This is a genomic window from Propioniciclava sp. LT432 (assembly GCF_059515965.1).
Genome location: NZ_JCAKNE010000022.1, coordinates 53,540 through 78,952, shown reverse-complemented (window position 1 = coordinate 78,952; position 25,413 = coordinate 53,540). Strand labels below are relative to the sequence as shown.

At 69.9% G+C, this 25,413-nt stretch carries 18 protein-coding genes; 12 read left to right on the top strand and 6 right to left on the bottom strand.

The features are described from left to right. Nucleotides 1-2: 2 nt before the first annotated feature. Nucleotides 3-1,469, top strand: a complete 1,467-nt coding sequence (locus AC5YDV_RS13505; RefSeq protein WP_496183794.1) for a CCA tRNA nucleotidyltransferase — start codon at nucleotides 3-5, stop codon at nucleotides 1,467-1,469. A 172-nt stretch (nucleotides 1,470-1,641) separates the two neighbouring features. Next, nucleotides 1,642-2,529, top strand: coding sequence for an EamA family transporter (locus tag AC5YDV_RS13500; RefSeq protein ID WP_496183795.1), 888 nt, complete (start codon nucleotides 1,642-1,644; stop codon nucleotides 2,527-2,529). Here the strand turns inward: AC5YDV_RS13500 and AC5YDV_RS13495 are convergent. From AC5YDV_RS13495 to AC5YDV_RS13480, 4 genes are all read right to left on the bottom strand, one after another. Then, a complete protein-coding gene (locus AC5YDV_RS13495) occupies nucleotides 2,497-3,048 on the bottom strand; it encodes a DinB family protein (RefSeq protein WP_496183796.1) in 552 nt (183 codons plus the stop codon). The genes AC5YDV_RS13500 and AC5YDV_RS13495 overlap by 33 nt on opposite strands. Nucleotides 3,049-3,071: 23 nt before the next feature. Beyond that, entirely contained in the window at nucleotides 3,072-3,611 is a 540-nt protein-coding gene (locus tag AC5YDV_RS13490) for a DUF488 domain-containing protein (protein ID WP_496183797.1), read from the bottom strand. 33 nt (nucleotides 3,612-3,644) lie between these two features. Then, nucleotides 3,645-6,206, bottom strand: coding sequence for a glycogen/starch/alpha-glucan phosphorylase (locus tag AC5YDV_RS13485; RefSeq protein ID WP_496183798.1), 2,562 nt, complete (start codon nucleotides 6,204-6,206; stop codon nucleotides 3,645-3,647). A 106-nt stretch (nucleotides 6,207-6,312) separates the two neighbouring features. Next, complete coding sequence (locus tag AC5YDV_RS13480; protein WP_496183799.1) at nucleotides 6,313-7,581, bottom strand: MFS transporter; 1,269 nt, start codon at nucleotides 7,579-7,581, stop codon at nucleotides 6,313-6,315. Between the two features lie 73 nt (nucleotides 7,582-7,654). Here AC5YDV_RS13480 and AC5YDV_RS13475 point away from each other — a divergent pair, with 73 nt between their 5' ends. Next, on the top strand, nucleotides 7,655-8,296 hold the full coding sequence (locus AC5YDV_RS13475; RefSeq protein WP_496183800.1) for a helix-turn-helix domain-containing protein: 642 nt from the start codon (nucleotides 7,655-7,657) through the stop codon (nucleotides 8,294-8,296). A gap of 48 nt (nucleotides 8,297-8,344) precedes the next feature. Here AC5YDV_RS13475 and AC5YDV_RS13470 read toward each other — a convergent pair whose 3' ends face one another. Continuing rightward, entirely contained in the window at nucleotides 8,345-9,175 is an 831-nt protein-coding gene (locus AC5YDV_RS13470; protein WP_496183801.1) for a uracil-DNA glycosylase, read from the bottom strand. Between the two features lie 22 nt (nucleotides 9,176-9,197). On the opposite strand from AC5YDV_RS13470, the gene AC5YDV_RS13465 reads away from it, so the two are divergent. Beyond that, complete coding sequence (locus AC5YDV_RS13465) at nucleotides 9,198-10,214, top strand: zinc-dependent alcohol dehydrogenase family protein (protein WP_496183802.1); 1,017 nt, start codon at nucleotides 9,198-9,200, stop codon at nucleotides 10,212-10,214. Nucleotides 10,215-10,235: 21 nt separating this feature from the next. Here AC5YDV_RS13465 and AC5YDV_RS13460 read toward each other — a convergent pair whose 3' ends face one another. Then, on the bottom strand, nucleotides 10,236-12,425 hold the full coding sequence (locus AC5YDV_RS13460) for a S9 family peptidase (protein WP_496183803.1): 2,190 nt from the start codon (nucleotides 12,423-12,425) through the stop codon (nucleotides 10,236-10,238). 511 nt (nucleotides 12,426-12,936) lie between these two features. On the opposite strand from AC5YDV_RS13460, the gene pstB reads away from it, so the two are divergent. The 8 genes from pstB to AC5YDV_RS13420 all read left to right on the top strand — a co-directional run bounded on the left by pstB (nucleotide 12,937) and on the right by AC5YDV_RS13420 (nucleotide 25,299). Next, nucleotides 12,937-13,752, top strand: a complete 816-nt coding sequence (pstB, locus tag AC5YDV_RS13455; RefSeq protein WP_496183862.1) for a phosphate ABC transporter ATP-binding protein PstB — start codon at nucleotides 12,937-12,939, stop codon at nucleotides 13,750-13,752. Next, nucleotides 13,752-15,524 (top strand): protein kinase domain-containing protein, encoded by a 1,773-nt coding sequence (locus AC5YDV_RS13450; RefSeq protein WP_496183804.1) that lies wholly within the window; start codon nucleotides 13,752-13,754, stop codon nucleotides 15,522-15,524. Before pstB ends, AC5YDV_RS13450 begins: the two co-directional genes overlap by 1 nt. Further along, complete coding sequence (pstC, locus tag AC5YDV_RS13445) at nucleotides 15,521-16,537, top strand: phosphate ABC transporter permease subunit PstC (RefSeq protein WP_496183805.1); 1,017 nt, start codon at nucleotides 15,521-15,523, stop codon at nucleotides 16,535-16,537. Before AC5YDV_RS13450 ends, pstC begins: the two co-directional genes overlap by 4 nt. After that, complete coding sequence (pstA, locus tag AC5YDV_RS13440; protein ID WP_496183806.1) at nucleotides 16,530-17,819, top strand: phosphate ABC transporter permease PstA; 1,290 nt, start codon at nucleotides 16,530-16,532, stop codon at nucleotides 17,817-17,819. Before pstC ends, pstA begins: the two co-directional genes overlap by 8 nt. Next, nucleotides 17,819-19,513: a phosphate ABC transporter substrate-binding protein PstS gene (gene pstS / locus AC5YDV_RS13435; protein WP_496183807.1), complete on the top strand. Its 1,695-nt coding sequence runs from the start codon at nucleotides 17,819-17,821 to the stop codon at nucleotides 19,511-19,513. The genes pstA and pstS overlap by 1 nt, the downstream gene beginning before the upstream one ends. Then, complete coding sequence (locus tag AC5YDV_RS13430) at nucleotides 19,506-22,202, top strand: hypothetical protein (protein ID WP_496183808.1); 2,697 nt, start codon at nucleotides 19,506-19,508, stop codon at nucleotides 22,200-22,202. The genes pstS and AC5YDV_RS13430 overlap by 8 nt, the downstream gene beginning before the upstream one ends. A 133-nt stretch (nucleotides 22,203-22,335) precedes the next feature. After that, nucleotides 22,336-23,445 carry a hypothetical protein gene (locus tag AC5YDV_RS13425; protein ID WP_496183809.1) on the top strand — a complete coding sequence of 370 codons (1,110 nt, stop codon included), beginning with the start codon at nucleotides 22,336-22,338 and terminating at the stop codon, nucleotides 23,443-23,445. A 27-nt stretch (nucleotides 23,446-23,472) separates the two neighbouring features. Next, nucleotides 23,473-25,299 (top strand): Ig-like domain-containing protein, encoded by a 1,827-nt coding sequence (locus AC5YDV_RS13420; protein ID WP_496183810.1) that lies wholly within the window; start codon nucleotides 23,473-23,475, stop codon nucleotides 25,297-25,299. Nucleotides 25,300-25,413 lie beyond the last annotated feature (114 nt).

Sequence of the window (25,413 nt, the reverse complement as noted above, 5' to 3'; positions counted from 1 at the left end):
CCATGGTAGGCCCGGTAGACTGGCCGATCGTGCCGAGCCTCACCGTTGACCAGCGGCGCGCCCTCGAGGCGGCCGTACTGGCCACCCCTGTCATCCGCCGCGTGGCGGATGCCTTCGCCGCGGCCGGGCACGATCTGCACCTCGTCGGCGGCCCGGTGCGCGACGCGCTCATGGGGCGGGGCGTCAACGACCTGGACTTCACCACCGACGCGCGGCCGGACGCCATCGAGGCGGTCCTGCGAGGGCTGACCCGGACGACCTGGGACATGGGACGCGAGTTCGGGACCATCGGGGCGTCCGTGCGCAGCGGCGACACCGAGGACACCGTCGAGGTCACGACCTACCGTGCGGACTCCTACGACCCCGCCTCGCGCAAGCCGACCGTCTCGTTCGGTGACTCGCTCGTGGACGACCTCGTGCGCCGCGACTTCACCGTGAATGCCATGGCCCTGTCCGTGGTGTCGGGTGCCTTCGAGGATCCCCACGGCGGCCTGGCCGACCTCGAGACGCGCGTGCTGCGAACCCCGTCCGCCCCCGAGGTCTCGTTCAGCGACGACCCGCTGCGCATGTTGCGGGCCGCCCGCTTCGCGTCGCAGCTCGGCTTCGAGCCGGCCGACGAGGTCGTCGCCGCCATGACCGACATGGCCGAACGCATCGACATCATCTCCGCCGAGCGGATCCGCGACGAGCTGTCGAAGCTGCTGCTGTCGGATGCGCCCCGGCCAGGCCTGGACCTCTTGGTCCGCACCGGGTTGGCCGACCGCGTGCTGCCCGAGGTCGCCGCGTTGGTCCGTGAGGTCGACGAACACGGCCGCCACAAGGACATCTACCAGCACACCCTCACCGTGCTGGAGCAGTCGATCGACCTCGAGCGGGAGCGCGGGCACGCCCCCGACATCGTCGGTCGCCTCGCCGCCCTCTTCCACGACGTGGGCAAGCCGCGCACCAAGAAGTTCGAGGCCGGGAGCAAGGTCTCGTTCCATCACCACGACGTGGTGGGCGCGAAGATGACGAAGAAGCGCCTGACCGACCTTCGCTTCTCCTCGGACGAGGTCAAGGCGGTCGCCAAGCTCGTCGAGTTGCACCTGCGCTTCCACGGGTACGCGGACGCGGACTGGACCGACTCCGCGGTGCGTCGTTACGTGCGCGACGCGGGCGACCAGCTCGAACGCCTCCACATCCTCACCCGGGCGGACTGCACCACCCGCAACGTCCGCAAGGCCAACCGCCTGCGCACGGCGTACGAGCAGTTGGAGTGGCGCATCGACGAGTTGGCCGAGCAGGAGGAACTGGATGCCATGCGTCCCGACCTCGACGGTTCCCAGATCATGGAGATCCTGGGCATCGCTCCGGGGCCGGTCGTCGGGCAGGCCTACAAGTTCCTGCTGGAGAAGCGCATCGACGAGGGCCCCCTGGGTGAGGAGGCCGCCCGCGAGGCGCTGCTGGAGTGGTGGCGGGCACGTTCCTGACCGGGTTCGAGAGGCGTAGCGCCATCTGGACCACATGTGGTTCGGCGCCGCCGACAGGGCCGTGGTATCGCCCCTTGCCAGAGGGCTTCGGTTCCGCGAGCGCCATCGCTCATGTGGTCCAGATGGCGCTACGTCCCCGGTGACACCGCGGGCGCGGGCCATGATGGAGGGCGTGCCGGCAACGAGATCCCTCACCGAGCGCCTCACCGGCGCCCCCGTGCTGCTGGTGCTCGTGGCGATCGCGTCGGTGCAGCTCGGTTCCTCGCTCGCCAAGGACCTCTACTCGGCTGCTGAACCCCTGACCGTCGCCTGGCTACGTATTTTGGGGGCGGCGGTCGTCATGGGACTGCTCGCCCGACCCCGGCTGCGCGGACGCACGGGCACCGACTGGGCCTGGGTGGTCGGCTACGGCCTCTGCCTCGCGGGGATGAACGTCACGTTCTACCTGGCCATCGAGCGCATCCCGATCGGCATGGCCGTCACCCTGGAGTTCCTCGGACCGCTCGGTGTGTCGTTCGCGCACTCCCGGCGAGCACGCGACCTGCTGTGGGTGGGATTGGCCGCCCTCGGTGTCGGCATGCTCGGCTTCTCGCCCGGCGACCTCGACCCGGTGGGCATCGTCCTGGCGCTCGTGGCCGGCGGGTTGTGGGCGGGGTACATCCTGCTGGCCGTGCCGGTGGGTCGCAGGTGGTCCGGGGTGTCGGGTGTCGCGGTCGCCCTCTGGGTGGGCCTCCTCGGCCTGACCCCCCTGATCCTCGGGCTCGGCCTCCTGCCCTCGGCTGTTCCGTCGGTCTGGGCGATCGGCCTCGCCATCGGCCTGCTCTCCTCGGCGATCCCGTACGGCCTCGAGATGATCGCGCTGCGGCGCATCGAACCGCGCGTGTTCGGCATCCTCATGTCGCTCGAGCCCGCCGCGGCCGCGTTGTTCGCGCTCGCCGTGCTGGGGGAGACCCTGCGCCCCATCGAGATCCTCGCGATGGCGTGCGTCGTCGTCGCGTCGATCGGGGTCGTGCGATCGGCCCGTCGCTCAGCGAACCCCGTTGGCCCAGAGGTCGCGTAGCAGGGCGATCTCGGCCAGGTGGTGGAACGCCTCCCGGTGGATGTGCAGGACGAGCGTCACCATGGGCTCGGCCGCCCACGGTCCCTCGGCCTCACCGACCGGACGCGCGAACGCCTCTTCGTCCAGGCCGCGGACGCCGTCCAGCCACAGCCCGACCACATGGTCGAGGCGCGCCAGGGCGTCGGCCGCGGTGGCAGGGTACTCATAGGACGCGTAGTCGCAGGGCGGTCCGCCGAAGTGCGAGCCCACCCGCGCGCCGAACACCCCCACCAGCAGGTGCCCGAGGCGCCAGGCGATCGTGGTGACGGGGGTGGGCTTCGGCTCGGGGTACTCGAAGTCGATGACGAGGTCGCCGCCGCCGACCGCCATCGCCGAGCGAGCCTCCTCGCGGGGTCGGACGCTCCAGCCGGGGGTGGGTTCCCAGAAGTACTCCTCGTCGGTCAGGCCGTCGAGGCGCGGACGGGCCATGGTCTCCCAATACCAGGTGAACTGCTCGACGATGTGTGCTCTCCAGTCCATGGCCCCAGTGAATCACGGGGCGGTCAGGCGGGATAGGTGACGGTCCCGTCCTCGGCGACGGACGGCGCTGCGCCCCACTGGCCGAGTTGGTGCACGCGCGGCTCGGCGCCGACCATCAGGTGCCAGACCCGCCAGCCCCGCGCGGTCAGGGCGGTGGCGATCAGGGATCGGTGGCAGCGCCACGGCATGGGTTCCCCGCACAGGATCGCGACCCGTTGCGCGCGGGCCAGGGCCATCATCTGCGCCAGCCCCGCCGCGAACTCCTCACCCAGCGTCCAGTCCGCGTAGTTGTGGAAGCTCTGGTTCTGCCAGCCCGCGTTCACGGACGGGTCGACGTCCGGCTGGCGCGGTCGGCGTCCGGCCAACTCGGGGATGCGCAGGTACCCCACCCCGGCGTCCGCCAGCCACACCGGCAGGACGTCGCGCCCGTACTGCGGACTGCGTCGGGAACCGGGCTGCGCGCGGACATCCACGACCACCTCGATGCCCGGAACGGCGAGGGCGCCCACGAAGACGGGCTCCGGACACGTCCAGTGTCCGATCGTCCAGAGCTCGTCATCCATGCGCGCCCCGCCTTCGTGCTCAGAACATCGGCCTCAGAGCATCGGCTGCGTGTGCCAGATGCGCTGCAGGTAGTCGCGCATCGACCGGTCGGAGCTGAAGTAACCCGAACGGGCCACGTTCAGGACGGCCGAGCGCGTCCAGGACTCCTCGTCGGCGTACCGCTCCTCCACGCGCGCCTGGGCGTCGATGTAGGACTGGAAGTCGGCCAGCGCCATGAACCGGTCGCTGTTCAGCAGGTTGTAGACGACCGCGTCGAAGGCGTGCCGGTTGCCCTCGCTGAAGTGGCCCGACAGGATCAGGTCCAGGGCGGCCTTCAGCTGCGGGTTGCTCTGGTAGTACGCGGCAGGGTCGTATCCCTTGGCGCCCAGCTCCGCCACCTCCGGCTCACTCATGCCGAACAGGAAGAAGTGCTTGTCACCGACGAGTCGGCGGATCTCGACGTTGGCGCCGTCGTCCGTTCCGACCGTGAGTGCGCCGTTGAGGGCGAACTTCATGTTGCCGGTGCCCGACGCCTCCATGCCGGCCAGCGAGATCTGCTCCGACAGGTCGGCCGCCGGGATCAGCTTCTCGGCCAGCGTCACGTTGTAGTTCGCCGGGAAGGCGACCTTGAGGCGGCCCTCCAGGAGCGGGTCGCTGTTGACCACGGCGGCCACCTTGTTGATGAGGTGGATGGTCTCCTTGGCCATCAGGTAGCCGGGGGCGGCCTTCGCGCCGAACACGACGGTGCGGGGCGTGAGGTCGGAGGCCGCCAGCTTGCCCGAGATGACCTGCTCGTACAGCGACACGACGTGCAGGAGCTTCAGCGACTGGCGCTTGTACTCGTGGAGGCGCTTGACCATGACGTCCAGCAGGTGGCCGTCGGGCAGCTCGATCCCGTCGCGCGCCTTGAGCAGGTTGGTGAGGCGCTTCTTGTTCCAGGCCTTGGCCTCGCGGAAGTTCGCGCGGAAGTCGGGGTCCTCGGCGTACGGCTCGAGTTCCTTCAGGCGCTCCAGGTCGGTCACCCAGCCGGCGCCGATGGCGTCCGAGATGAGGGCGGAGAGCTTGGGGTTGGCCATCTTGACGAACCGGCGCGGGGTGACGCCGTTGGTGACATTGGTGAACTTGTCGGGCCACAGCTCGGAGAAGTCCGGCAGCACCTTGTCACGCAGCAGCTGGGAGTGCAGTTCGGCGACGCCGTTCACCTTGGTGGCGGCGATGGTGGCGAGGAACGCCATACGGACGCCGCGGGCGGGCACCTCGGCGATGATCGACATGCGACGCGCGCGCAGCTCGTCACCCGGGAAGGCCTGGCGCACCTCGGCGAGGAAGTCCTCGTTGATCCGGTAGATGATCTCGAGGTGGCGCGGCAGGAGCCGTCCGAGGAGGTCGGTCGACCAGACCTCGAGGGCTTCGGGCAGCAGCGTGTGGCAGGTGTAGGCGAAGCACTGCTTCGTGACGTCCCAGGCCTCGTCCCACTCGAAGCCCTTCTCGTCCACCAGGATGCGCATGAGCTCGGGCACCGCGATGACGGGGTGGGTGTCGTTGAGCTGGAAGTGGATCCGCTCGGGCAGGTCGTGGAGGTCGAAGCCCTCCTCCAGCTCGTTGTTGAGGAAGTCGCGTAGGGAGCAGGCCACGAAGAAGTACTGCTGCTGGAGGCGGAGCTCCTTGCCCTGCGGCGTGGAGTCCTCGGGGTAGAGCACCTTCGAGATGTTCTCGGCGAACGTCTGCGCGCGGACGGCCTGGGCGTAATCGCCGGAGTTGAAGATCGCCAGGTCGAACGCGTTGCTGGCGGTGGCGCTCCACAGGCGCAGCGTGTTCACGCGGCCGTTCAGGTAGCCGGGGACCATGTAGTTGTAGGGGACGCCGAGGACGTTCCACTCGGGCACCCAGCGGGAGCGCTGGCGGCCGTCCTCGTCGGTGTAGCCCTCGGTGTGGCCGCCGAAGTTGACCTGCACGGACGCCTCGGGGTGCGGGAACTCCCACGGCGAGCCCAGCGCCAGCCACGTGTCGGGCTGCTCGACCTGGCGGCCGTCGACGAACGTCTGGCGGAAGATGCCGTACTCGTAGCGGATGCCGTAGCCGATGCAGGGCACGTCCATGGTGGCCAGCGAGTCGATGAAGCAGGCGGCGAGGCGACCGAGGCCGCCGTTGCCGAGACCCGGCTCGACCTCTTGGGAGCGAAGCGTCGGCAGGTCGATGCCGCACAGTTCGAGGCCCTTGCTGGCGATCTCGTTGAGGTCGGACGCCATGAGCGCGTTGCCCAGCTGGCGGCCGAGCAGGTACTCGGCGGACAGGTAGCCGACCGTCTTCGCCTTGGCCTCACGGGTCTTGCGGTTGGTCTCGAGCCAGCGGGCCATGAGGTAGTTCTTCACGGTGCTGGCCAGCGCGAGGTACTGGTCGTTGATGCTGGACTGGGACAACGCCACGCCCTGGTTGGTGTTCAGCTCGTGGAGGAACTCCTTGACGAAGCCGTCGACCGAGAACGGGGGCGCTCCCACCGGGGCGGTGGCCAGGGGATGCGTGGGCGGCTTGGAAGGCCCGAAGACACGGTGGTCCGTGCTCGGGGTCTCGTCCGCGGGCAGGGGCCGGCCGTTCTTCTGTGCAAGATCAGGCATGGGCCCCAGCGTATCCGCGCGTCCGTCCGGCAGGCGTCCGGACTGCAGGACGGACGGGGCTTCGCTCGGCACGTCAGCTGACATGGGGTGACGCGGCCTCCGCCGGTCACCCGACCTCCGCCACCTCCGCCACCTCCGCGACCCCGCGGAAGTCCGAGGTCCGGGGGATGGCGCGGATGTGACGGCTGGTGCTCACGAGGACGCCCGCGAGGACGAGCAGGGCGACGTAGGCCAGCAGGGCCGTGGTGCGTCCGAACTGTTCCAGCAGGAGGCCGGCGGCGCCGATGCCCAGCGGCATCATCGCCATCGACGCGAACCCGGCTGCCGCGCCCGCCCGCCCCTGCAGGGCGTCCGGCGTGATGTGCATTGAGAAGGCGCCGAGCCCGGCGTTCAGGGCGGGGATGGTCAGCATCACGAAGCAGAGCAGGGCGCCGACCCACCAGACCGACGAGCCCAGGGGCATCAGGGTCAGGGTGATCACGATGGTCCAGATCACCGCGATGGCCACGACACCGACGCGGACGCGCCTCAGGACCAGCCCGGCCACGGCTGCGCCGACGAGCGCCGCTGCGCCGGTCGCGGATTCGAGGACGCCCAGGCCCTCGGGCCGGAGGCCGTCGCGCTGCAGGGCGAGGATCGCCACGGTGAGGATGCCGTTCGCGGCGAGGTTGATCACCATCCCGACCGCGACGATGTCGCGCACGGGGGGCGTCCGCCACACCCAGGCGAGCCCTTGGCCGATCTCGCGGCCGAGCCCGCGGCGTCCGGGGGTGGCCGGTGCGGGCACGGCGGCGCGCACCAGGCGGTAACCGATCGCGGCGACGAGGAACAGCCCGGCGTTCACGATGAGCGGGAGGGTGTGTCCCACTGCGAAGAGGGCCCCCGCGAGGGCCGGTCCGATGAGGGAGCCGACGCTCATCCGGGCCTGGGTGACGGTGGCGGCCGCGCCGAGTTGGTCGGCGGGGACGATCGCCTTGATGGCGGCACGGCCGGCGGGCAGGACGAACGACGCGAGGAGCCCCTCGGCGACGGCGACCGCGAGCAGGTGGGGGAACGTGATCGTGGCGAACGCGCCCGCCAGGGGCACGGTCGCCATCACGGCGGCGAGCGCCATCGCGCTCACCACGAGCACGCGCTTGCGGTTCCAGCGGTCCACGAGGGCGCCGGCCGGCAGGCCCATGGCGAGCTGGCCGACGCCGAACGCCGCGCTGACGAGCCCCGCCTGCGCCGAGGATCCGGTGGTCTCGTAGGTCAACAGCAGGAGGGCCATGGCCGTCATGGCGGAGGCGACGGCCTCGACGACCTGACCAGTCGTGAGGCGGACGTAGTCGCGGTTGCGCCGCAGCGTTGTGGGGGCGGTGGTGCTGTCGGTCATGTCCTCAGGATGCGCTACGCAAGACACGTTGCGCAAGAGATCTTGCGCAACAACTGTTGCTAAGATGGCGCCCATGGAACCCGAGCCGCTGCGCCTGACCGATCCCGAGCAGTTGCGCGCCTTCGCGCACCCCCTCCGGCTGCGCATCCTGACCGACGTCGGCCAGGCGGGCCGGACGAACGTGGTGGGGGTGGCCGAGCGCCTGGGGGAACCGGCGAACTCGGTCAGCTACCACCTCTCGATCCTCGCCCGGCACGGCCTGGTCGTCCCCGCCGATCCCCCCGAAGGCGCCACCAGGCGCGAACGCTGGTGGCGGACGGCGTCCGCCGGCGGATTCTTGGTGGACGACGTCGACGACACCCTGCGACCGCCCCTCACCGAGGCGCTCGCGGTGTGGTCCCAGCAGCGGTCGGGTGAGGTTCTCCGGCGGATGCTCGCCTCGCAGGACGAGGCTGAGGAGCGCGACCTGCCGTGTCAGCAGAAGGGGGTGGGGGTCTACCTGACCCCCGACGAGGCCCGCGAGGTGGCCGCCGAGATCCGCGGCATCGGACGCCGCCTGTCCGCCCGCCGCGCGGAGCAGGCCGGAGCCGAGGGCGTCCACGAACAACCCGACGGGACGGACTTCTACCTCTTCGACGCCCTCTTCTTCGCCGACCTGTCGGGGCGGCCGCCGCTGAGGGGGTCCTTCGTCATGGGGGAGGAGACGAAGGCTTAGGGGCCACCCCCGCACTCGCCCCGCGATGACCCGGCCTCGCGGACGGGATCAGTCGCGCAACCGCGCGATCGCGGCGTCCAGCATGGGCTCGGTGAGCTTGCCGGTGAACGTGTTCTGCTGGCTGACGTGGTAGCACCCCACCAACCGGACGCCGCGGCCGTCGGGCAGCGTGAGGGTCGCCTCGGCCCCGTGCCCGAACCGCGGCTTCGGACGCGGTACGCCCCAGCCGAGGCGGCGGGCGGCCCCCAGCACGGAGTCCCAGGCGATCGATCCGAGCGCCATGATGGCCGTGACCTTGGCTTCGGAGAGTTGGAGGTCGCGGTCCAGCCAGTGCGCGCAGGTGGCCCTCTCCTCGGTCGTCGGCTTGTTCAGGGGCGGTGCGCAGTGGACGGGCGCGATGATGCGCAACCCAGTCAGCGCGAGGCCGTCGCCTGCGGCCCTCGCCACGGGTTGCGAGGCGAACCCCGCCCGGTGCAGCGCCGCGTACAGCCAGTCGCCCGAGCGGTCGCCGGTGAACATGCGTCCCGTCCGGTTGGCGCCGTGTGCGGCCGGCGCGAGCCCGACGATGAGGGCCGCGGCGTCCGGGTCGCCGAAGCTGGCCACCGGGCGCCCCCAGTACGGCTGGTCCGCGAACGCGGCGCGCTTCTCGTCGGCGACCTGCTCCCGCCACGCGACGAGGCGCGGGCACGCGCGGCAGACGGTGACGGCGGCGTCCAACTCGGCGCGGGACGCGGACGCGGCGAGCCGGGCGACGGCGTCTGGGCTGGTGGCGACAGGAGTCGCGGCGATGGCGGGGTCACCCGGCCAGCCCGTCCCGGGGGGCACCGGGGACGCGAACGGCTGCCCGGTCAGCGGATGGGGCAAAGGAGCGGACGCCATGGCGACACCCTAGGCTCGGACCATGCGTGGAGTGATCATGTACGGACCCGGCGACGTCCGGGTCGAGGACCGTCCGGACCCCATCATCAAGGAGGCGACGGACGCGATCGTCGAGGTGAGCGCGACGTGTGTCTGCGGCTCCGACCTGTGGAGCTACCGCGGCATCAACGACCCCACCGACCCCAGGCCGATGGGCCACGAATACTGTGGCGTCGTCCAGGCCGTCGGTGACGAGGTGCGGGACATCAAGGTCGGCGACTTCGTCGTCGGCGGGTTCTACGCCTCCTGCGGCATGTGCGCGCACTGCTTGGCGGGGTTCCCGAACGGGTGCGTCCAGCACGAGTGGTACGACGGCTGCCAGGCGGAGCTGCTGCGGGTCCCGCTCGCGGACGGCACGTTGGTTGCCACCCCCGGCTCGCCGGATGAGGCGCTGATCCCCTCGCTGCTCACCCTCAGCGACGTCATGGCGACCGGGTGGCACGCCGCGGTGATGGCGGGCGTGAAGCCGGGCGGCACGGCCGTGGTGGTCGGTGACGGCGCGGTGGGGCTGTGCGGCGTGCTCGCGGCGTCCCAGCTGGGGGCCGGACGGGTGATCGCGATGAGCCGGCACGCCGCGCGGCAGGCGGTCGCGCGGGAGTTCGGCGCGACGGACATCGTGGAGGAGCGCGGCGAAGAGGGTGTCGCCCGGATCAAGGAGCTCACCGACGGCATCGGCGCGGACGCGGTCCTGGAGTGCGTGGGTACCGGGGACGCCATGAACCAGGCGATCGCGTGCGCGCGTCCGGGGGCGATGGTGGGCTTCGTGGGCGTCCCGCACGGGGTGACGCTGCCGATCAGCAAGATGTTCTCCCGCAACGTCGGCGTCCGGGGCGGCATGGCGACCGTCCGGACGTACCTGCCCGACCTGATGGAACGCGTGCTGTCCGGCGCGATCAACCCGGGGCTGGTGTTCGACCTGGAACTCGGGCTCGAGGACGCCGCCGAGGGCTACCGTGCCATGGACGAACGCCGCGCCATCAAGGCGTTGTTGCGTCCCTGACCCCGTGCCACACATCCACGCTCAGCCCAGGCCCAGCACGTCCGGGAGCGTCGGCGTCCGGCCGTGGACATGCTCGCCGACGAAGCCCAGCACGACCTCGTACCAGACACGCGCGTGCTGCGGGGTGAGGATCCAGTGGTTCTCGTCGGGGAAGTACAGGAACCGGTGCGGGCTCCTGCCCTCCTGATCGGCCGGCAGCCCGGACTTGCTGAGCAGTTCCCACCACAGCCGCAGGCCCTCGCCGATGGGCACGCGGTAGTCCTTGTCGCCGTGGATCACCAGCATCGGCGTCTGGATCTCGCCGACCGACTCGTGCGGTGAGTGGCCCTCGAGCAGACCGCCCATCTCGCGGGCCCAGTAGAAGGGCGCGTCGGTGGTGGGGCCGAACTGGTCCAGCGCCCAGAGCGATGCGTGGGTGACGATCGCGGCGAAGCGGTCGGTGTGCCCGGCGATCCAGTTGGCCATGTACCCGCCGAAGCTGCCGCCCATGGCGACGGTCCTGCGCGCGTCGATGTCGTCGCGGGCCTCGACGGCGTCGGTGATCGCCATCAGGTCCGTGAAGGGCTTGTCGCCCCACGAACCCCAGCCGCGCTGGATGAACTCCTGGCCGTAGCCGGTGCTCAGCGCCGGGTCGGGCAGCAGGACGCCGTAGCCCTGCGCGACCGCGACCCACGGCGTCCAACGCCAGGTCCAAGCGTTCCACGAGCTGACCGGACCGCCGTGGATCCACAGCAGCAGCGGCGCGGGCTGGTCGGCCGAGGTGCCGTGCGGCAGGGCGAGCCAGCCCCGAATCCGGACGCCGTCGGCGGCGGTCGCCTCCACCTCCACCAGCGTGCCGGGGAGTTCGGGACGCTCGACGGGGTTCGGCAGGCGGGTGACGCCGTCGCCGTCGATCCGGACGACCTCGCTCGGGTACTCATAGCTCGACCGGACGCCGTGGACGGTGCCGTCCGGGGCGATCGCGGCGGCGCTGTAGGCGGCGTCGTCGTGGGTGAGTTGAGTGACGGAACCGGTGGCCACGTCGAAACGGAACAGGGGGCTGCGCCCGTCCTGGTCGGCGTGCAGCAGCACCGCGTCGCCGTCGGGGAACCATTCGATCGGGGTGGCCCACTGGTCGAAGTCGTCGGCAACGGGGGTGATGGTGCCGGACGCCAGGTCGAGGACGCCGAGTTCGAGGGTCGGGGCGGTGGTCGCCGTCCCGGTACGGCCGAAGTTCACCAGAGCGCGCCTGCCGTCGGGGCCGATCGGCCCCGGGGCGTACTCGGTGCCGACCACGGGGGCCACGATGTCGGTCCAGGTGCCGGACGCCGTGTCCACCTTCGTGAGGGTCGTGTGCCGGTCCCCCTTCGCGACCGGGACCGTGCGGCCCACCAGCAGGAACGACCCGTCGGGGGAGACGTGCACGGACGTCCCGCGCAGCGTGGCGCCGGCGCCCTTGGTCAGCAGCCGGAGGCGACGGGGAGCCACGGCGTCCACGGTGGTGGGAAGCGTGGGGTCGGTGGTGGCCTCGGGGTCAGCCCCGGGGACGCCGTCGGTACCCGAGCCCTCGGCGCGCCCAACCCGAGCCCTCGGCGCAGCCACTGGCTCGTCTGGTTCAGCGGCCTCCTCGACCGGGGTCTCTTCAACGGCGAACACGTGCGGGGCGTCCGGGCCGAGGTCGGAATCCCAGTACCGGACGGAGGCGTCCGTGTGCAGGATCGCCGCGACCTTCTTCTCCTTGCGGGCCTTGCGCAGGTCGGCGTCCGTCTTCTCGGGGTCGTCGGACGCCTCGGCCGCCGGCATGAGCGGGGCCACGACGAAGACGCCGCCGTGGCGTCCGGTGTGCACCGACTGGATGCCGCCCGGTCGGGAAATCATCAGGCGGGCCTCGCCGCCGGCGGCGGGGATCATCCAGAGCGCGGCGACGGGGTCGTCGCCGTTGGCGTCGGCGTCCGGATCGGGGCGGGCGCTGATGAAGTAGAGGTTGCCCTCCGCGTCGTACGCCGCCCCCGACTCGCCCTTGGCCGACCGCGTGATGCGACGCGCCTGGGCCTGCCCCGTCGGGTCGATCGACCAGACGGCGTTCACGTACCGGCTCTTCTTGGCGTCCAGGGTGGAGACGATCGTCGCCAACCTCCGTCCGTCAGGGCTGAGGGCCAGTCCGTTCAGGCGCGGGTGGGCGATGAAGTGCTCCAGGTCGTGGAACGGCGTCTCAGGACGACTGTGGCTCATGCGTCCCACCTTGCCAGAACGGTCAACCCCCTTGACATGGACGCAGGGCAGACCGCATGGTCTGTCGAAGTGCTTCAAGGCGTCATCTGGGCCTCAGGTGGTGTTCACCAAGAGTTCTTCTGCGACGTTCGGGCCAGATGTTATCTGCGCTAATACCCCGTTATCACAAGGGGTGACGCAGAGGGGTCACCCCGCGGGGTCGTTAACCTGACCCCCCACGTTCAGGGCGTGTTCACGTGGTGGACACATGGCAAAACCAAATGGTTTGCGGTCAGCCCGGAAGAGCCGCATGATGACAGCGGCTTGGTGATCGCGCCAAGAGTGAACAGCTCCTTCGGAGCTTGAACAGCGCAAGGGAACGATGAACAACCCGCTCCCGTCGGTGAGTGCCGACGACGTGACGACCGTGATGGCGCCGGTCGGCCGAGCTGCAGAGGTCCCCCCTCCCGCGGCCCGGTTGGCCGTCGAGTCGCTCGACCGTCCGGAGCCGGCACCCAGGGGCCCGGAGTACATGCCGACGCGGTCCGAGTCCGCGGTCGCCGACACCAGCGGGCTCTCCTCGTTGGAGGGGCGGGACGTGTCCGCCTGGTTCGGCAACCACAAGGTGCTCGATCGGGTCTCCCTCTCGATGCCGGCCGGCCAGGTCACCTCGCTGATCGGCCCGTCCGGCTGCGGCAAGTCGACGTTCCTCCGCATCCTCAACCGGATGCACGAGCTGGTTCCCTCGGCGTCCCTGGCGGGTCAGGTGCTCCTCGACGGTGAGGACGTCTACGAGCGCAACTTCAAGCTGCAGGACGCCCGCAAGTACATCGGCATGGTCTTCCAGAAGCCGAACCCGTTCCCGGCGATGTCGATCTACGACAACGTCATCTCGGGGCTCAAGCTCACCGGCCGCAAGGCCGGCCGCGACGAGAAGGACGAGCTCGTCCAGCGTTCCCTCATCTCGGCCGGCCTGTGGAACGAGGTCAAGGATCGCCTGCGCCAGCCCGGCGGCGGTCTCTCCGGCGGTCAGCAGCAGCGCCTGTGCATCGCGCGTTCGCTCGCCATCAAGCCCAAGGTCCTCCTCATGGACGAGCCCTGCTCGGCCCTCGACCCCACCTCGACACGCGTCATCGAGGAGACCATGACCGAGCTGCGCAGCGAGGTCACGATCGTGATCGTCACGCACAACATGCAGCAGGCCCAGCGCGTCTCGCAGAAGTGCGCGTTCTTCCTGGCGTCTCAGGGCACCCCCGGCGTGATCGTCGAGCACGGCGACACCGAGGCGATGTTCTCCGAGCCGCAGGACGAGCGCACCTTCGACTACGTCACCGGGCGGTTCGGCTGATGGTGCCCGACGATGAGGCGGCTGAGGCGAGAAGTGTCTCGCCGCCCCCGGACCTCCTGGCCGGGCGCTTCAGGCTCGGCGACCTCCTGGGGGTCGGCGGGTCGGCGTCCGTCTTCGCCGCGGTGGACGCGGAATCCGCCGACAGGGCGGTTGCGGTCAAGTTGCTGCACCCGCACCTGGCCCTGAGCGAGGACGCCCGCGAGGCGTTCCTGCGCGAGGCCGAGGTCGCGCGGACGGCGACCCACCCCAACCTGGTGACCGTCCACGCCGCGGGCGTGCACGAGTCCGCCGGCGTCCGGACGCCGTGGCTCGCGACCGAGCTCGTGGACGGCGGGAGCATCGCGGAGCGGGTGGCCTCCGGGGCCCCGCTGGCCCCGGCCGACGCGGTGGAGGTCGCCCAGGGGATCCTCGCCGCCCTCGGCGCGCTGCACGAGGCCGGCTTTGTGCACCGCGACGTGACGCCCGGCAACGTCCTGCTGATCGGTGACGCGGATCCGTCCGCCCCGATCACGCGTGACCGCGTCCGGCTGGCCGATTTCGGCACGGCGGACGCCTCGGGTCGCGTCGCGCTCGCCCGCTCGGGGGAGGGTGTCGTCGGCACGGCCGCCTACATCTCCCCGGAGCAGGCCATGGGCAACCCCGTTCGTGCGGCCGCCGACCTCTACCAGGCCGGGGCGGTCCTGTACTTCATGTTGACCGGACAGCCGCCGTTCCCGCGCGACCTGCCCGAGCAGGTCATGGACGCCCACGTGTCGTCCCCGCCGCCGGTGCCGTCCGCCCTCGTCGCGGCCGCGCGTCCCCTGGACCGCATCGTCACCCGCGCCATGACCAAGACGCCGGTCCGTCGCTTCCGCGACGCCGCCGAGTTCTCCGCCGCGCTCGACGAGGCGGCCCCGCTGCTGCCGAAGGCCGTCGTCCCGGCTCCCGTGCCGGCGGGGGTTTCGGACGACGCCCAGCACACGAAGGTGCTGCCCGCCACGACGGTCCCCGACCTCGCGTACCTCGGCGCGCCCACCCCGACCCCCGCGGCGCCGCTGGCTCCCCTTCGCTCGTCCGCGCGCTCCCGGGTCGAGCGAGCCGGCGCGGGCTGGCTGACCGTGGCGGCCCTGCTCCTGATCGTGGGTGGTGTCGCCGTCTACCAGCAATTCCGTCCGCTGGAGGAGGCGTCCACCGCGGCGGCCCCCTTGAACGTGCCCCAGCAGGCCGCGACGGTTCCTGTCCCGCAGGGCTCCGAGGTCGCGGCGGTCGCGGTGGTGATGGTCGCCGTGCCCGCGGTCGCCGGGTCGAGGGACAACCCCGTTGCCCTCCTCCATGGGGCGGGTCTGGGCGTGGGTGCGGTGTCCGAGCAGGACTCCACCCAGCCCGCCGGCGTCGTGCTGGCCCAGCAGCCCGCTGCCGGGCAGCAGGTTCCCGCGGGGTCGTTCGTCGACCTGGTGCTGTCGTCCGGTCGCAATGTGGTGCCGAACGTGGCCGGCCAGCCGGTCGCGCAGGCCGCGCTGACGCTGCGTGAGTCGGGTTTCCAGGCGACCTGGAGTGCAGGGATGGCGAGCCGGGACCTGGTGGCCTCGACGATCCCCGTCGCGGGGCAGTCCGTCACGCTGGGTGCCGAGGTCAGCCTGCTTCCCCGCGTGGTCCCGTCAGCCACGGCGAGTGCCTCGCCCGCCCCGGTTGTGTCGCCCGCCCCCACCGCTGCAGGCCCTGCCGCTGCCAACCGCCCGACGGCGTCCGCCCCGGCCGCCTCGCCCACACCGTCCCAGGAGGTGACCGCATGACCACGATGCTGCGTGAGCCCGACCTCGAGCCGGTGGCCCAGGATCACCCGTACCGCCCGGCGGTCAACTTCACCGCCGCCGACCACATATTCCGCACCTCCGTGCGCGCGGCGGGCATCATCACGGTGGCGATCATGCTGGCCGTGGGCCTGTTCCTGTCCCTGCGCGCAGCGCTCGCACTTCGGACGTCGGGCCTCTCATTCCTCACCGAGGTCAAGTGGTCGCCGGAGACCGGCGAATTCGGCGTCGCCGCGATCCTGTTCGGCACGACGTCGATCGCCCTCATCGCACTGTGCGTGAGCGTTCCCCTGTCGATCGGGACGGCGTTGCTCCTGTCGGAGATCGTCACCGGGCGGCTGCGCGGCATCCTGGTGTCCCTGGTCGACCTCATGGCCGCCGTCCCCAGCATCGTGTTCGGCCTGTGGGGGGTCTACTTCCTGCAGGAGCAGATCATCCCGGTGTCCAGGTGGATCTCCACCTACCTCAGCTGGATCCCCCTCTTAGCGGTGACCGATCAGACGGGTCAGGCGCTCACGGAGGCCAGCGCCTTCACCTCCTCGGCGTTCATCGCCGGGGTCGTCGTCGGCCTGATGGTCGTTCCCACCCAGACGTCGATCATGCGCGAGGCCTTCGCCCGCGCCCCGATCGGCGAGCGGGAGGGCGCGTACGCGTTGGGCGCGACGCGCTGGGGCATGATCCAGACGGTGGTCCTGCCGTTCGGGCGGGGCGGCATGATCGGCGGCACGATGCTCGGGCTCGGCCGCGCCCTGGGCGAGACGATCGCCGTCTACATGATCATCTCGCCGATCTTCGCCATCAACTGGCAGGTGCTGAAGACGGGCACCAACTCCGTGTCGGCCCACATCGCCCTGCGCTACGGCGAAGCCAGCGAGTTCGGCTTGTCGGCGCTCATGGCGGCGGGCCTGGTCCTGTTCCTGCTGACCTTGGTCATCAACTTCACGGCCTCCTCCATCGTGGCCCGGTCGCGATCGGGGGCCGAGAGCGATGACTGACCAGGTGATCCAGCGCGACGTCGAGCAGACGCAGGTGGCGGCCGCCACGGCGATCGCCGAGGCACCCCGGACGCCGTCGACCTTCCGGCCGGCCACGGGGGCCCCGCGTGTGGCGGAGGATCGGCGCACCATCCATGGCATGCCGCTCACCGAGCGCATCGACCTCATGGGTGCCGGAGTGGGGGGCCTCTCGCTGTCGGCCCTCCTGTTCGGCTGGTTCTCGCCCATGCAGGGCTCGATCGGGTTCGTCGTGGTGGCGTTCCTTTCGTTCATCACCCTGTACGTGCTGCTGGTCAAGATCAACGCCACTTGGCTGGAGGTCGTCGATCGGGTCTCCGCCGTGCTGTTCGTCAGCCTGGGCGGGATCCTCTTCGGGGCGCTGGGCTTCATCGTGATCTACACGCTGTCCCGCGGCATCGAGCCCCTGACCTACCCCAACTTCTTCTTCGACACGATGAGGGTCGCGGGTCCCCTGGATCCCCTGAGCACGGGCGGCATCCTCCACGCCCTCGTGGGCACCCTGATCCAGATCGGCATCTCCCTGGCCATCGCGGTCCCGCTCGGCATCGGCACGGCCGTGTTCCTCAACGAGGTCAGTGGGCGCTTCGCCCGCTTCGTCCGGACCGTCGCCGACGCGATGACGGCGCTGCCCTCGGTCGTCGCCGGCCTGTTCATCTACGCGGCCTTCATCCTGGGCGTGACGCGCGAGCGCTCCGGCCTCGCGGCGGCACTGGCCATCACGGTCATGATGCTGCCGATCATCATCCGCTCCGCCGACGTGGTGCTGCGCCTCGTGCCGAACAACCTCCGCGAGGCTGCCTACGCGCTGGGGGCCACCCGGTGGCGCACCGTCTGGCACGTGGTGCTCCCGACCGCACGCTCGGGTCTGGTCACCGCCGTCATCCTTGGCACCGCCCGCGGCATCGGCGAGACCAGCCCGGTCCTCCTGACGTCGGGCATCACCGGCGCCATGAACACCAACCCGATGCAGGGACCCATGATCTCCCTGCCGCTCCAGGTCTTCGACTTCGTGCGATCGCCCGAGCCCACGATGGTGGCGCGCGGCTTCGGCACGGCGGCCGTGCTCCTGCTCCTCGTGCTCGTGCTCTTCATGGCAGCCCGCTTGATCGGCGGACGCCCACCCGGCGACCTGAGCGATCGGCAGCGGCGTGCCGCCAAGGCGGCGTCCCTGCGCGACCTCAAACGGTTCGTGGACCGTGAACGCGCCCGCACCAAGCCCGTGGACCCCCGTCCTGCCAACTCCGACCCCGAGGAGTCCTGATGAGACGTCTCCTGTCCGCCCTCATGATCTCCCTGCTCGCGATGGTGTCCCTGCTGGGTAACGTGTCGCCCGCGGCGGCCGCCTATGACCCGATCCTGGGCTCCGGCTCGACCTGGTCGAAGAACGCCATCGACCAGTGGAAGGGGAACGTCGGCAACAACTACGGCCTCGGCGTCAACTACACCGGCCAGGGCTCCACGCGTGGCCGTCTGGACTTCATCGACGGACTGGTCGACTTCGCGGTCAGCGAGATTCCCTTCCAGGCCGCGCCGGAGGATGGCTCGCGCCCAGAGAAGCCGGACGTCGGCTATGCCTACATGCCCATCGTGGCGGGCGGCACGAGCTTCATGTACAACCTGAAGATCGGCGGCCAGCGGGTCACGAACCTGCGGCTCAGCGGCGAGGTGGTCACCAAGATCTTCACCGGGGCCATCACGAAGTGGAACGACCCGGCCATCCAGGCCGACAACCCGCTGTTGGCGATGCCCGACCGGACCATCGTCCCGGTCATCCGCTCCGACGGGTCGGGCACGTCGGCCCAGTTCACGCTGTGGATGTCCAAGCAGTACCCGAGCCTGTGGACGAAGGGCATGCGCTCCCAGTTCCCGGAGTTCCCCGGGTCGAAGGCCCAGCAGGGCTCGGACGGCGTCGCCGGTTACGTTGCTCAGAACTACGGCGAGGGCGCCATCACCTACGTGGAGTACTCGTACGCGAAGAACGCCAAGTTCCCCGTGGCCAAGGTGCTCAACAAGGCGGGCTACTACATCGAGCCGACGGCCAACTCCGTCGCCGTCGCGCTGACGAAGGCCCAGATCAACACCAACAAGGGCTCCGCCGACTACCTGACGCAGATCCTGGATGGGGTGTACAACAGCGACGACCCACGGACCTACCCCCTCTCGAGCTACTCGTACGTGATCGTGCCGACCGAGATCAAGACCGGTCGCATCTTCACGGAGAAGAAGGGTGACTCACTGGCCACGTTCATGAGGTACGTGCTGTGTGAAGGCCAGCGGACGGCCGACCCCTTGGGCTACTCGCCGCTCCCGATGAACCTTGTCCGCGCGGGCTCGGAGCAGATCGCGAGGATTCCCGGCGCCGGCGGAGCCGGCGTCGACTTCAACAAGTGCAACAACCCCACCTTCAAGCCGGGCGACTCCGAATCCAGCAACCAGCTGGCCAAGAACGCCCCCCAGCCGGCCGCGTGCGACAAGCAGGGCGACACCCAATGCACCACCGGTACGGGCGGGGCCCTGGGCACCACAAAGGTGACGGCACAGGGCAAGACGGCCCCGACCGCAGCGGCCACGACCGGCGGCAGGACGCCCGCCGCAACCGGTGGCCGAACCGCAACGGGCGGATCCGGTGGAGCCGCGACGTCGAGTGGTGCTGGGGGGGCCGGAGCAGCCACGCCCACGGACACCGCGGCTGTGACCAGCGATGCGACCGCCCTCGACCCGGTGGTGGCAGGCCTGTCCCCGGAGGAACTCCAGGAGCTGGGGCTCTCGGGCGATGGCATCGCCCCCACGTCAGGAGGCGTCAACGCGGCCGCGCGCCCCTTCGCGATGCCCGATGAGGGCTTCGGCTCGACTGGTTGGCTGATGCTGGGTTCGATCGCCCTGCTGCTCGGCGTCATCGTCGTGCCCCCGCTCGTCGCGACTCCGCTCAAGAAGGGAGGCGGCTGGGATGCCTGAGCCCGTGTCCATGCTTTCCACCCAAGCCGGACGGCGTCCTTGGCGGACGCGCCTGTTGACCCTCGCCGCGGTGCTCGGTCTCGTCCTGCCAGCCTCCTTGGTGGGTTCTCCGGTCCGTGCAGCTGAGCCTGGTGCCTCGTCGTCCGCCGTCACCATCAGCGCGGCGAGCTACGACATGGACTACGCGAACGCCCCCTTCCCCGACCTCGAGGTGACCTTCTCGCAGACCCAGGATCTGGTGGCCCAGGGCATCAAGGTCAGCTACAAGGGCGGGCCGAATGGCTCGGCAGCGCAGGGGAGTGACAACGGCGGACAGAACTTTCTCCAGATTGCCCAGTGCTGGGGTGAGGACCCGAACAATCCGGGACACCCCGACCGGCGCACGTGCGTCTATGGGACGGGGTCGTACGGAGCGACGCGTGACGGCTACCAGCAGCAACCCACCGAGCGGGTGCCGGTTGAGGACCACCCCTACACGGCCCCGGGCCAATGGGCGACGTGGAGCGCGATTCCGTTCGTTGGCTGGAACGAGAAGCGTATCGTCGACGAGAAGGCGGCTCCGGAGGACGTGGTCCTGAACAACCTCACCACCAACACCAAGGGCGACGTGGTCCTGAAGCCCGACCAGGACTCCGTGAACTTCGCGAACAACAAGTACTTCAATGCCAGCACCTCGAACGAGATCCGCTGGGCGCCCTTCGGGCTGGACGGCACGGGATCGATCCCCTTCGAAGTGCAAACGTCCATGCAGTCGCCGGCACTGGGCTGCGGTAATCCCATCCGCAACGCCAGCGGAACCATCACCGGCAGCCACTCCTGCTGGCTCGTGGTCATTCCCCGGCCGGAGGCCGACAACGGCGACTCGATGATCCGGACGCCCGGCCTGTGGTGGGACGCTTGGCAGCACCACATCGCGGTCAAGCTCGACTTCAAGCCGCTCGGCTCCAAGTGCCCCATCGGGGCTGTCGAGGAGCAGTTGGCTGGCAGCGAGCTCTCGGCTGCGGCGGTTGGATCGTGGCAGCCCGTGCTCTGCACCAGCGAGGGTGGCGCACCGTACAACCTGACTACCCTGCCTGAGTCCGATGCGGCCTACAGTGCGGCGGGCACCTATCCGAGCGCCTTGGCGCTCACGTCGCGACCCGTTGAACTGCTCGAGGGTGACGTGGACGCGATGGCTTATGCACCGATCGCGCTCGGGGGAGTGACGGTAGCGTTCGTCGCCGATGCTTGGCCCGCCCAGCGAGATGGCAAGGACGCCCCCCAGGAGTACTTGGATCGTCGCCAGCTGCCGTTGACCGAATTGAAGCTGACCCCGCGGTTGTTGGCCAAGTTGCTGACCGGTTCCTACACTCGGGCGTTGCCGGGTGGTGCGGACGTCTCGCACCTCGGGAAGAACCCGCAGACGCTCGTGTACGACCCCGACTTCTTGGCGATCAACGAACCCGAATGGGGCTTCCAGGCGATGCCTGACCCGCCCATGGCGGACGTGTTGATGCCCTTGGGTCGCTCCGACCTCGCCATCGCTGTGTGGGAGTACGTGCTGGCCGACCCCGAGGCCAAGGCTTGGCTGGGCGGCGAGCCCGACCCGTGGGGCATGAAGGTGAACCCTTGGTACTCGACCAACCCGGAGCTGAACAAGAGCGGGGCGGCGTTGGACCTGCCGTCCGACAGCTTCCCCAAGGCCGATCCGATCGAGCGACCGGCCGAGGTGGGAGGCAGGGGAGCGGTCAACTTGGTGACGTGGCGCCCGTTCAGTTCTTCGTTCGCGGACGGTTCGAACCGCGTGCTTCGCGGTGACGGGATGATCCTGGGCGACTGGGATCCCAATGGCGCTCCCCCCAAGTACGGCAAGTCGCAGCGCCGCGTGCCGGGTCGTCAGCAGGTGATGGCCTTGAGCACCACGCCCGCTTCGGCGCGTGATCAGGTCGCCACAGCCCTGCTGCGCAACCCCGCCGGCGAGTTCGTGGGAGCCACCCCCGCCGCGCTGACCGCGGCTGCCCGGGCCATGACCGCGATGGCGGGGCAGCCCCAGGTGGTTCGCTTCGACCCCGCCTCCGATCAAGCCAAGCAGGCGAAGGATGCCTACCCTCTGGCGATGCCGATCTACGCGGCGCTCAACCCGGCGCAGACCGACGCCGAGATGCGTGGCGCCTACGCGGAGTTCATCACGTACTCGGCCACCAAGGGCCAGACTCCCGGCACGGAGGACGGCCAACTCCCACCCGGCTACGCCCCCATCCCGAAGGCGTGGGAGGAGCAGGCTGTGGCGTCCGCGGCGATCATCAAGTCGGGTCTGTGGCCGGCGGAGGAGGATCCTGAGCCCGAGCAGGAAGAAGAGCCGACCACCGGTGCTGAGACTCTGCCCGAGGAAGACTCCTCCTGGGGCAGTGACGAACTGGGCGACTCCTCCGGGTCGATCGGAGAGGAGTGGTCCGACGGCTCGTTGGCACCGGTCGACACCACCCCGATCGGAAACGCCCTCGCCAATGCAGGAGTTGCACCCCCCGCAGCCATGGCCGCCCCAGCCAGCCAAGACCGATTGCCCGTGGGCAATGCACCCCACCGAGGGAGCAAGACGGGGACCGATCCAGAAGCGACAGCCTTGGCCGCCGCGGTTCCCGTGAGTGCCGGGGCGGCCGCGTTGGCAGCCATCAGCCTTCCGCTGGTGTCCCGCAGGAGGCGATTGTGACGGCGCCGCACCCATCGTCAACCCAAGAGCAGCCGACCGGGGCGCTGCAACGCCCCGGCCGGTGCAAGTGGTCGTGAATCCACGCCCACTTGGAATTCGTCAGCACCACCAGTTTTTCGAAAGGAACTGACTGATGAAGTTTACCCGTCCCATCGCCATCGCCGCTGCCGCGGCGCTGGCCATCACCGCGGCGGCCGCTCCGGCCGCCCACGCCGAGCCCGTCTCGAACAGCTACGTGGTTGTTGGCTCCGACACGCTCCAGGACGTGCTGAACGCCCTGGCCAACGGCACCAGCATCTCCGGTGGCAACGTTCGCTCGCTGGCGGGCGATCAGAAGATCGGCTCCTTCGACGCAACGGGAACGACTTGGATCCAGACGAAGAGCAACGGTCCGCGCTTCGGCCGGCCCAATGGCTCGGGTGACGGTGTGACGGCCCTCAGCCGCTCCATCGACGGCGCGCCCTACACCGCGAAGACTGTCGGCGCACCGGCCAACGTGGTCATCAGCAACCAGGTGGACGTGGCTCGCTCCTCGTCCGGTGCAGGCTCGGCTGCCAACCCGACCGGTCCGCTCCTGTACGTCCCGTTCGGTCGCGACGCCCTCACCTACGCCCACTCCGGAGGCGCGAACTCCGCGTTTGCCAACATCGACCAGGCCACCCTGAAGGGCCTCTTCGACTGCACGATCAGCACCGTCGGTGGCGTCACCGTGACCCCGGTGATCCCGCAGGCCGGCTCGGGCACGCGCTCTGATTGGCTGTCCAAGCTGGGCCTCACCGAGGCCACGCTCGGTGCTTGCGTTGCGGTGGGTCAGGAGCACGACACCCAGACCCTCTCCAACGGCCAGCCGTTCCCGGCCAACGCGGTGGCCCCCATGTCGGCCGCTCAGTGGGTCGCCCAGAACACCGGGGCCGGCGTCGACCGTCGCGGTGCGGGCGTGACGGTGGGCTCGCCGGTGGCGGGTACTCCGGCCGTGACCGGAACCGGCACCTCTGCGGTCCCCAACGCAGCCTTCTACTCCAACACCACGTGGGGCCGGGACACGTACATCGTCGTCGAGAACGCTCGTGTCACCCTCGGTGACGCCAAGTACGAGGCCGGGCTTGCGAACCTCGTCAGCAACGCTGCGTCGAAGCTCGGGAACACCCAGAGCACGCTCCCGTCGCAGGCGGGTTCGGTCAAGAAGAAGTTCGGCTTCCTCGCCCCCTCCACCACCACGCCCACGCGCGCCAACCTCAAGTGATCTTGGACCTCGAAAGGAAAATCTGACATGACCATCAACCTCAAGCGTGCCGCCGTTGCGGGGGCGCTCTCCGCCGCACTCCTGACCGGCGGGCTCGTCTCCCCGGCATTCGCCGCTCCTGGCGTTGCACTCAACCCGCAGCCCGGTGACATCAACGCGCCCGGCGCCCCGGGTACCGGGTTTGCTCAGCCCGGTTCAAAGGGCGCCTTCTACCTGTACGACGCGAACACCGGCGAGTACGCCGATGGAGACCCCACCCGGTCTTACGCTCGTGACGAGAGCGTCATCGCGTCCGCCAGCCCCACCGACGTCTTGGCCGAGATCAACGCGGCGCCCGAGCGTGCCGTGACCGGTGCCACCCCTTTCAACTCGGTGTGGCGCTTCTTGTCCAAGAAGAACCCCACCGACCTCATGGGCGGTATCAACACGTGGAGCGCCTACGCGGTTGATGCGGCGGCCGGCCCCAACGGCGGCACCATGGTTCCTGAGATGACGCTCAACAACCTCACTGATGGCCCCGGCGGTATCGCGGACGACATCGCCTCCGGTGGTTCGTTCTGGTACGGCGTGGCCTTCGCTGCCGACTTCCCCGGCGTCCAGCCGATCGCCGCGACTTACCGTGAGATCACCATCGAGGCCGGCACCGGCAACTACACGGTGTCGCCGTGGGCCCTCGTGACCCCGCCGGCTGCCCCGACTGCGTCCGTCGTCCTGACCGCCAACCCGACCTCGGTCGAGGTCAACACCTCCTCCACCCTCACCGCCGCCGTTACGCACTCCGACAGCAGCACGGTCGACGGCAAGGTGGAGTTCTTCGAGGGCGCCACGAAGCTGGGCGAGGACCTCTCGGCTCCTTACACCTTCGATGTGACCCCGGCCACCGTGGATGACCACTCCTACACGGCCACCTACACGGCCACCAACAGCGCAATCGTGCCCGTCACCACGGCCGCTGTGACCGTTTCGGCCACTGCCAAGCCTGCGACCGCCACCACCACCACGCTGGTCTCCGACCTCGTTTCGGGCTCCGAGCACCCGGCCGGCACGACGGTCAACCTGACCGCCACGGTCGCTCCGGCCGAGGCCACGGGCGTCGTCCAGTTCTTCAACAACGGCTCCCTGGTGGGTTCCTCCTCCGCGCCGGCCGCCGGCCTCACCACCACCCTCAACGGTGGCGTGAACGCCTTCACCGCCAAGTTCGTCCCGGCTGACTCGGCCCTCTTCGCCGCCTCCACGGCCGCTGAGGTCATCACCCTGACCGGTACTCGCTCCTACACCGAGGGTGCGGACGCCCCGATCGCCGCCGACACCACCATCGGCTCGGTCACCTCCAACGTCTCGGCGAACGTGGCCGGGGTGCCCAACGGCAGCCTCATCCTCAAGAACGTCAACGTGAACGCGGACACCGAACTCACCCGCCTCCCGAGCGTCAAGGACGACAACGGCAACCGTCAGTCCAAGTCCCAGGGCACGCTGGGCCAGTTCCAGGTCGAGGACACCCGCTGGTTCACCACCGAGGGCTGGTCGCTCAACACCAACGTGAGCCCCTTCACCCACGCCAACGGCACCAACACGATCGCCCCGTCGGCCCTCGGCCTCAAGCCGGTCCTGGTCAGCCAGGAGAAGCAGGCGATCACGGATGAGGATGGCAACGTCCACACGCCGGCTGGCGTGAAGCTGGGCGCCGAGCAGACCGCCGGTGCCGCGACGTACGGCTCTGTCTTCGCCTCGCAGGACAAGGGCCAGTTCTCCGGCTTCGCCGACTTCAACGCCGACCTGACGTTCCTCGCGCCCGCCGGCGCCCAGAACGGCAAGTACACCGGCCAGCTCACCCTGACCCTGGTTTCCAAGTGAGCCCACTGCCGGGCCCTCTCGCACCAACGCCCACGGGCGGGAGTGGGCCCGGCAGTCACCTCTGACCACCTCTGACACCCGTGGGGCCGGGACGCCCTCGTCCCGGCCCCACGG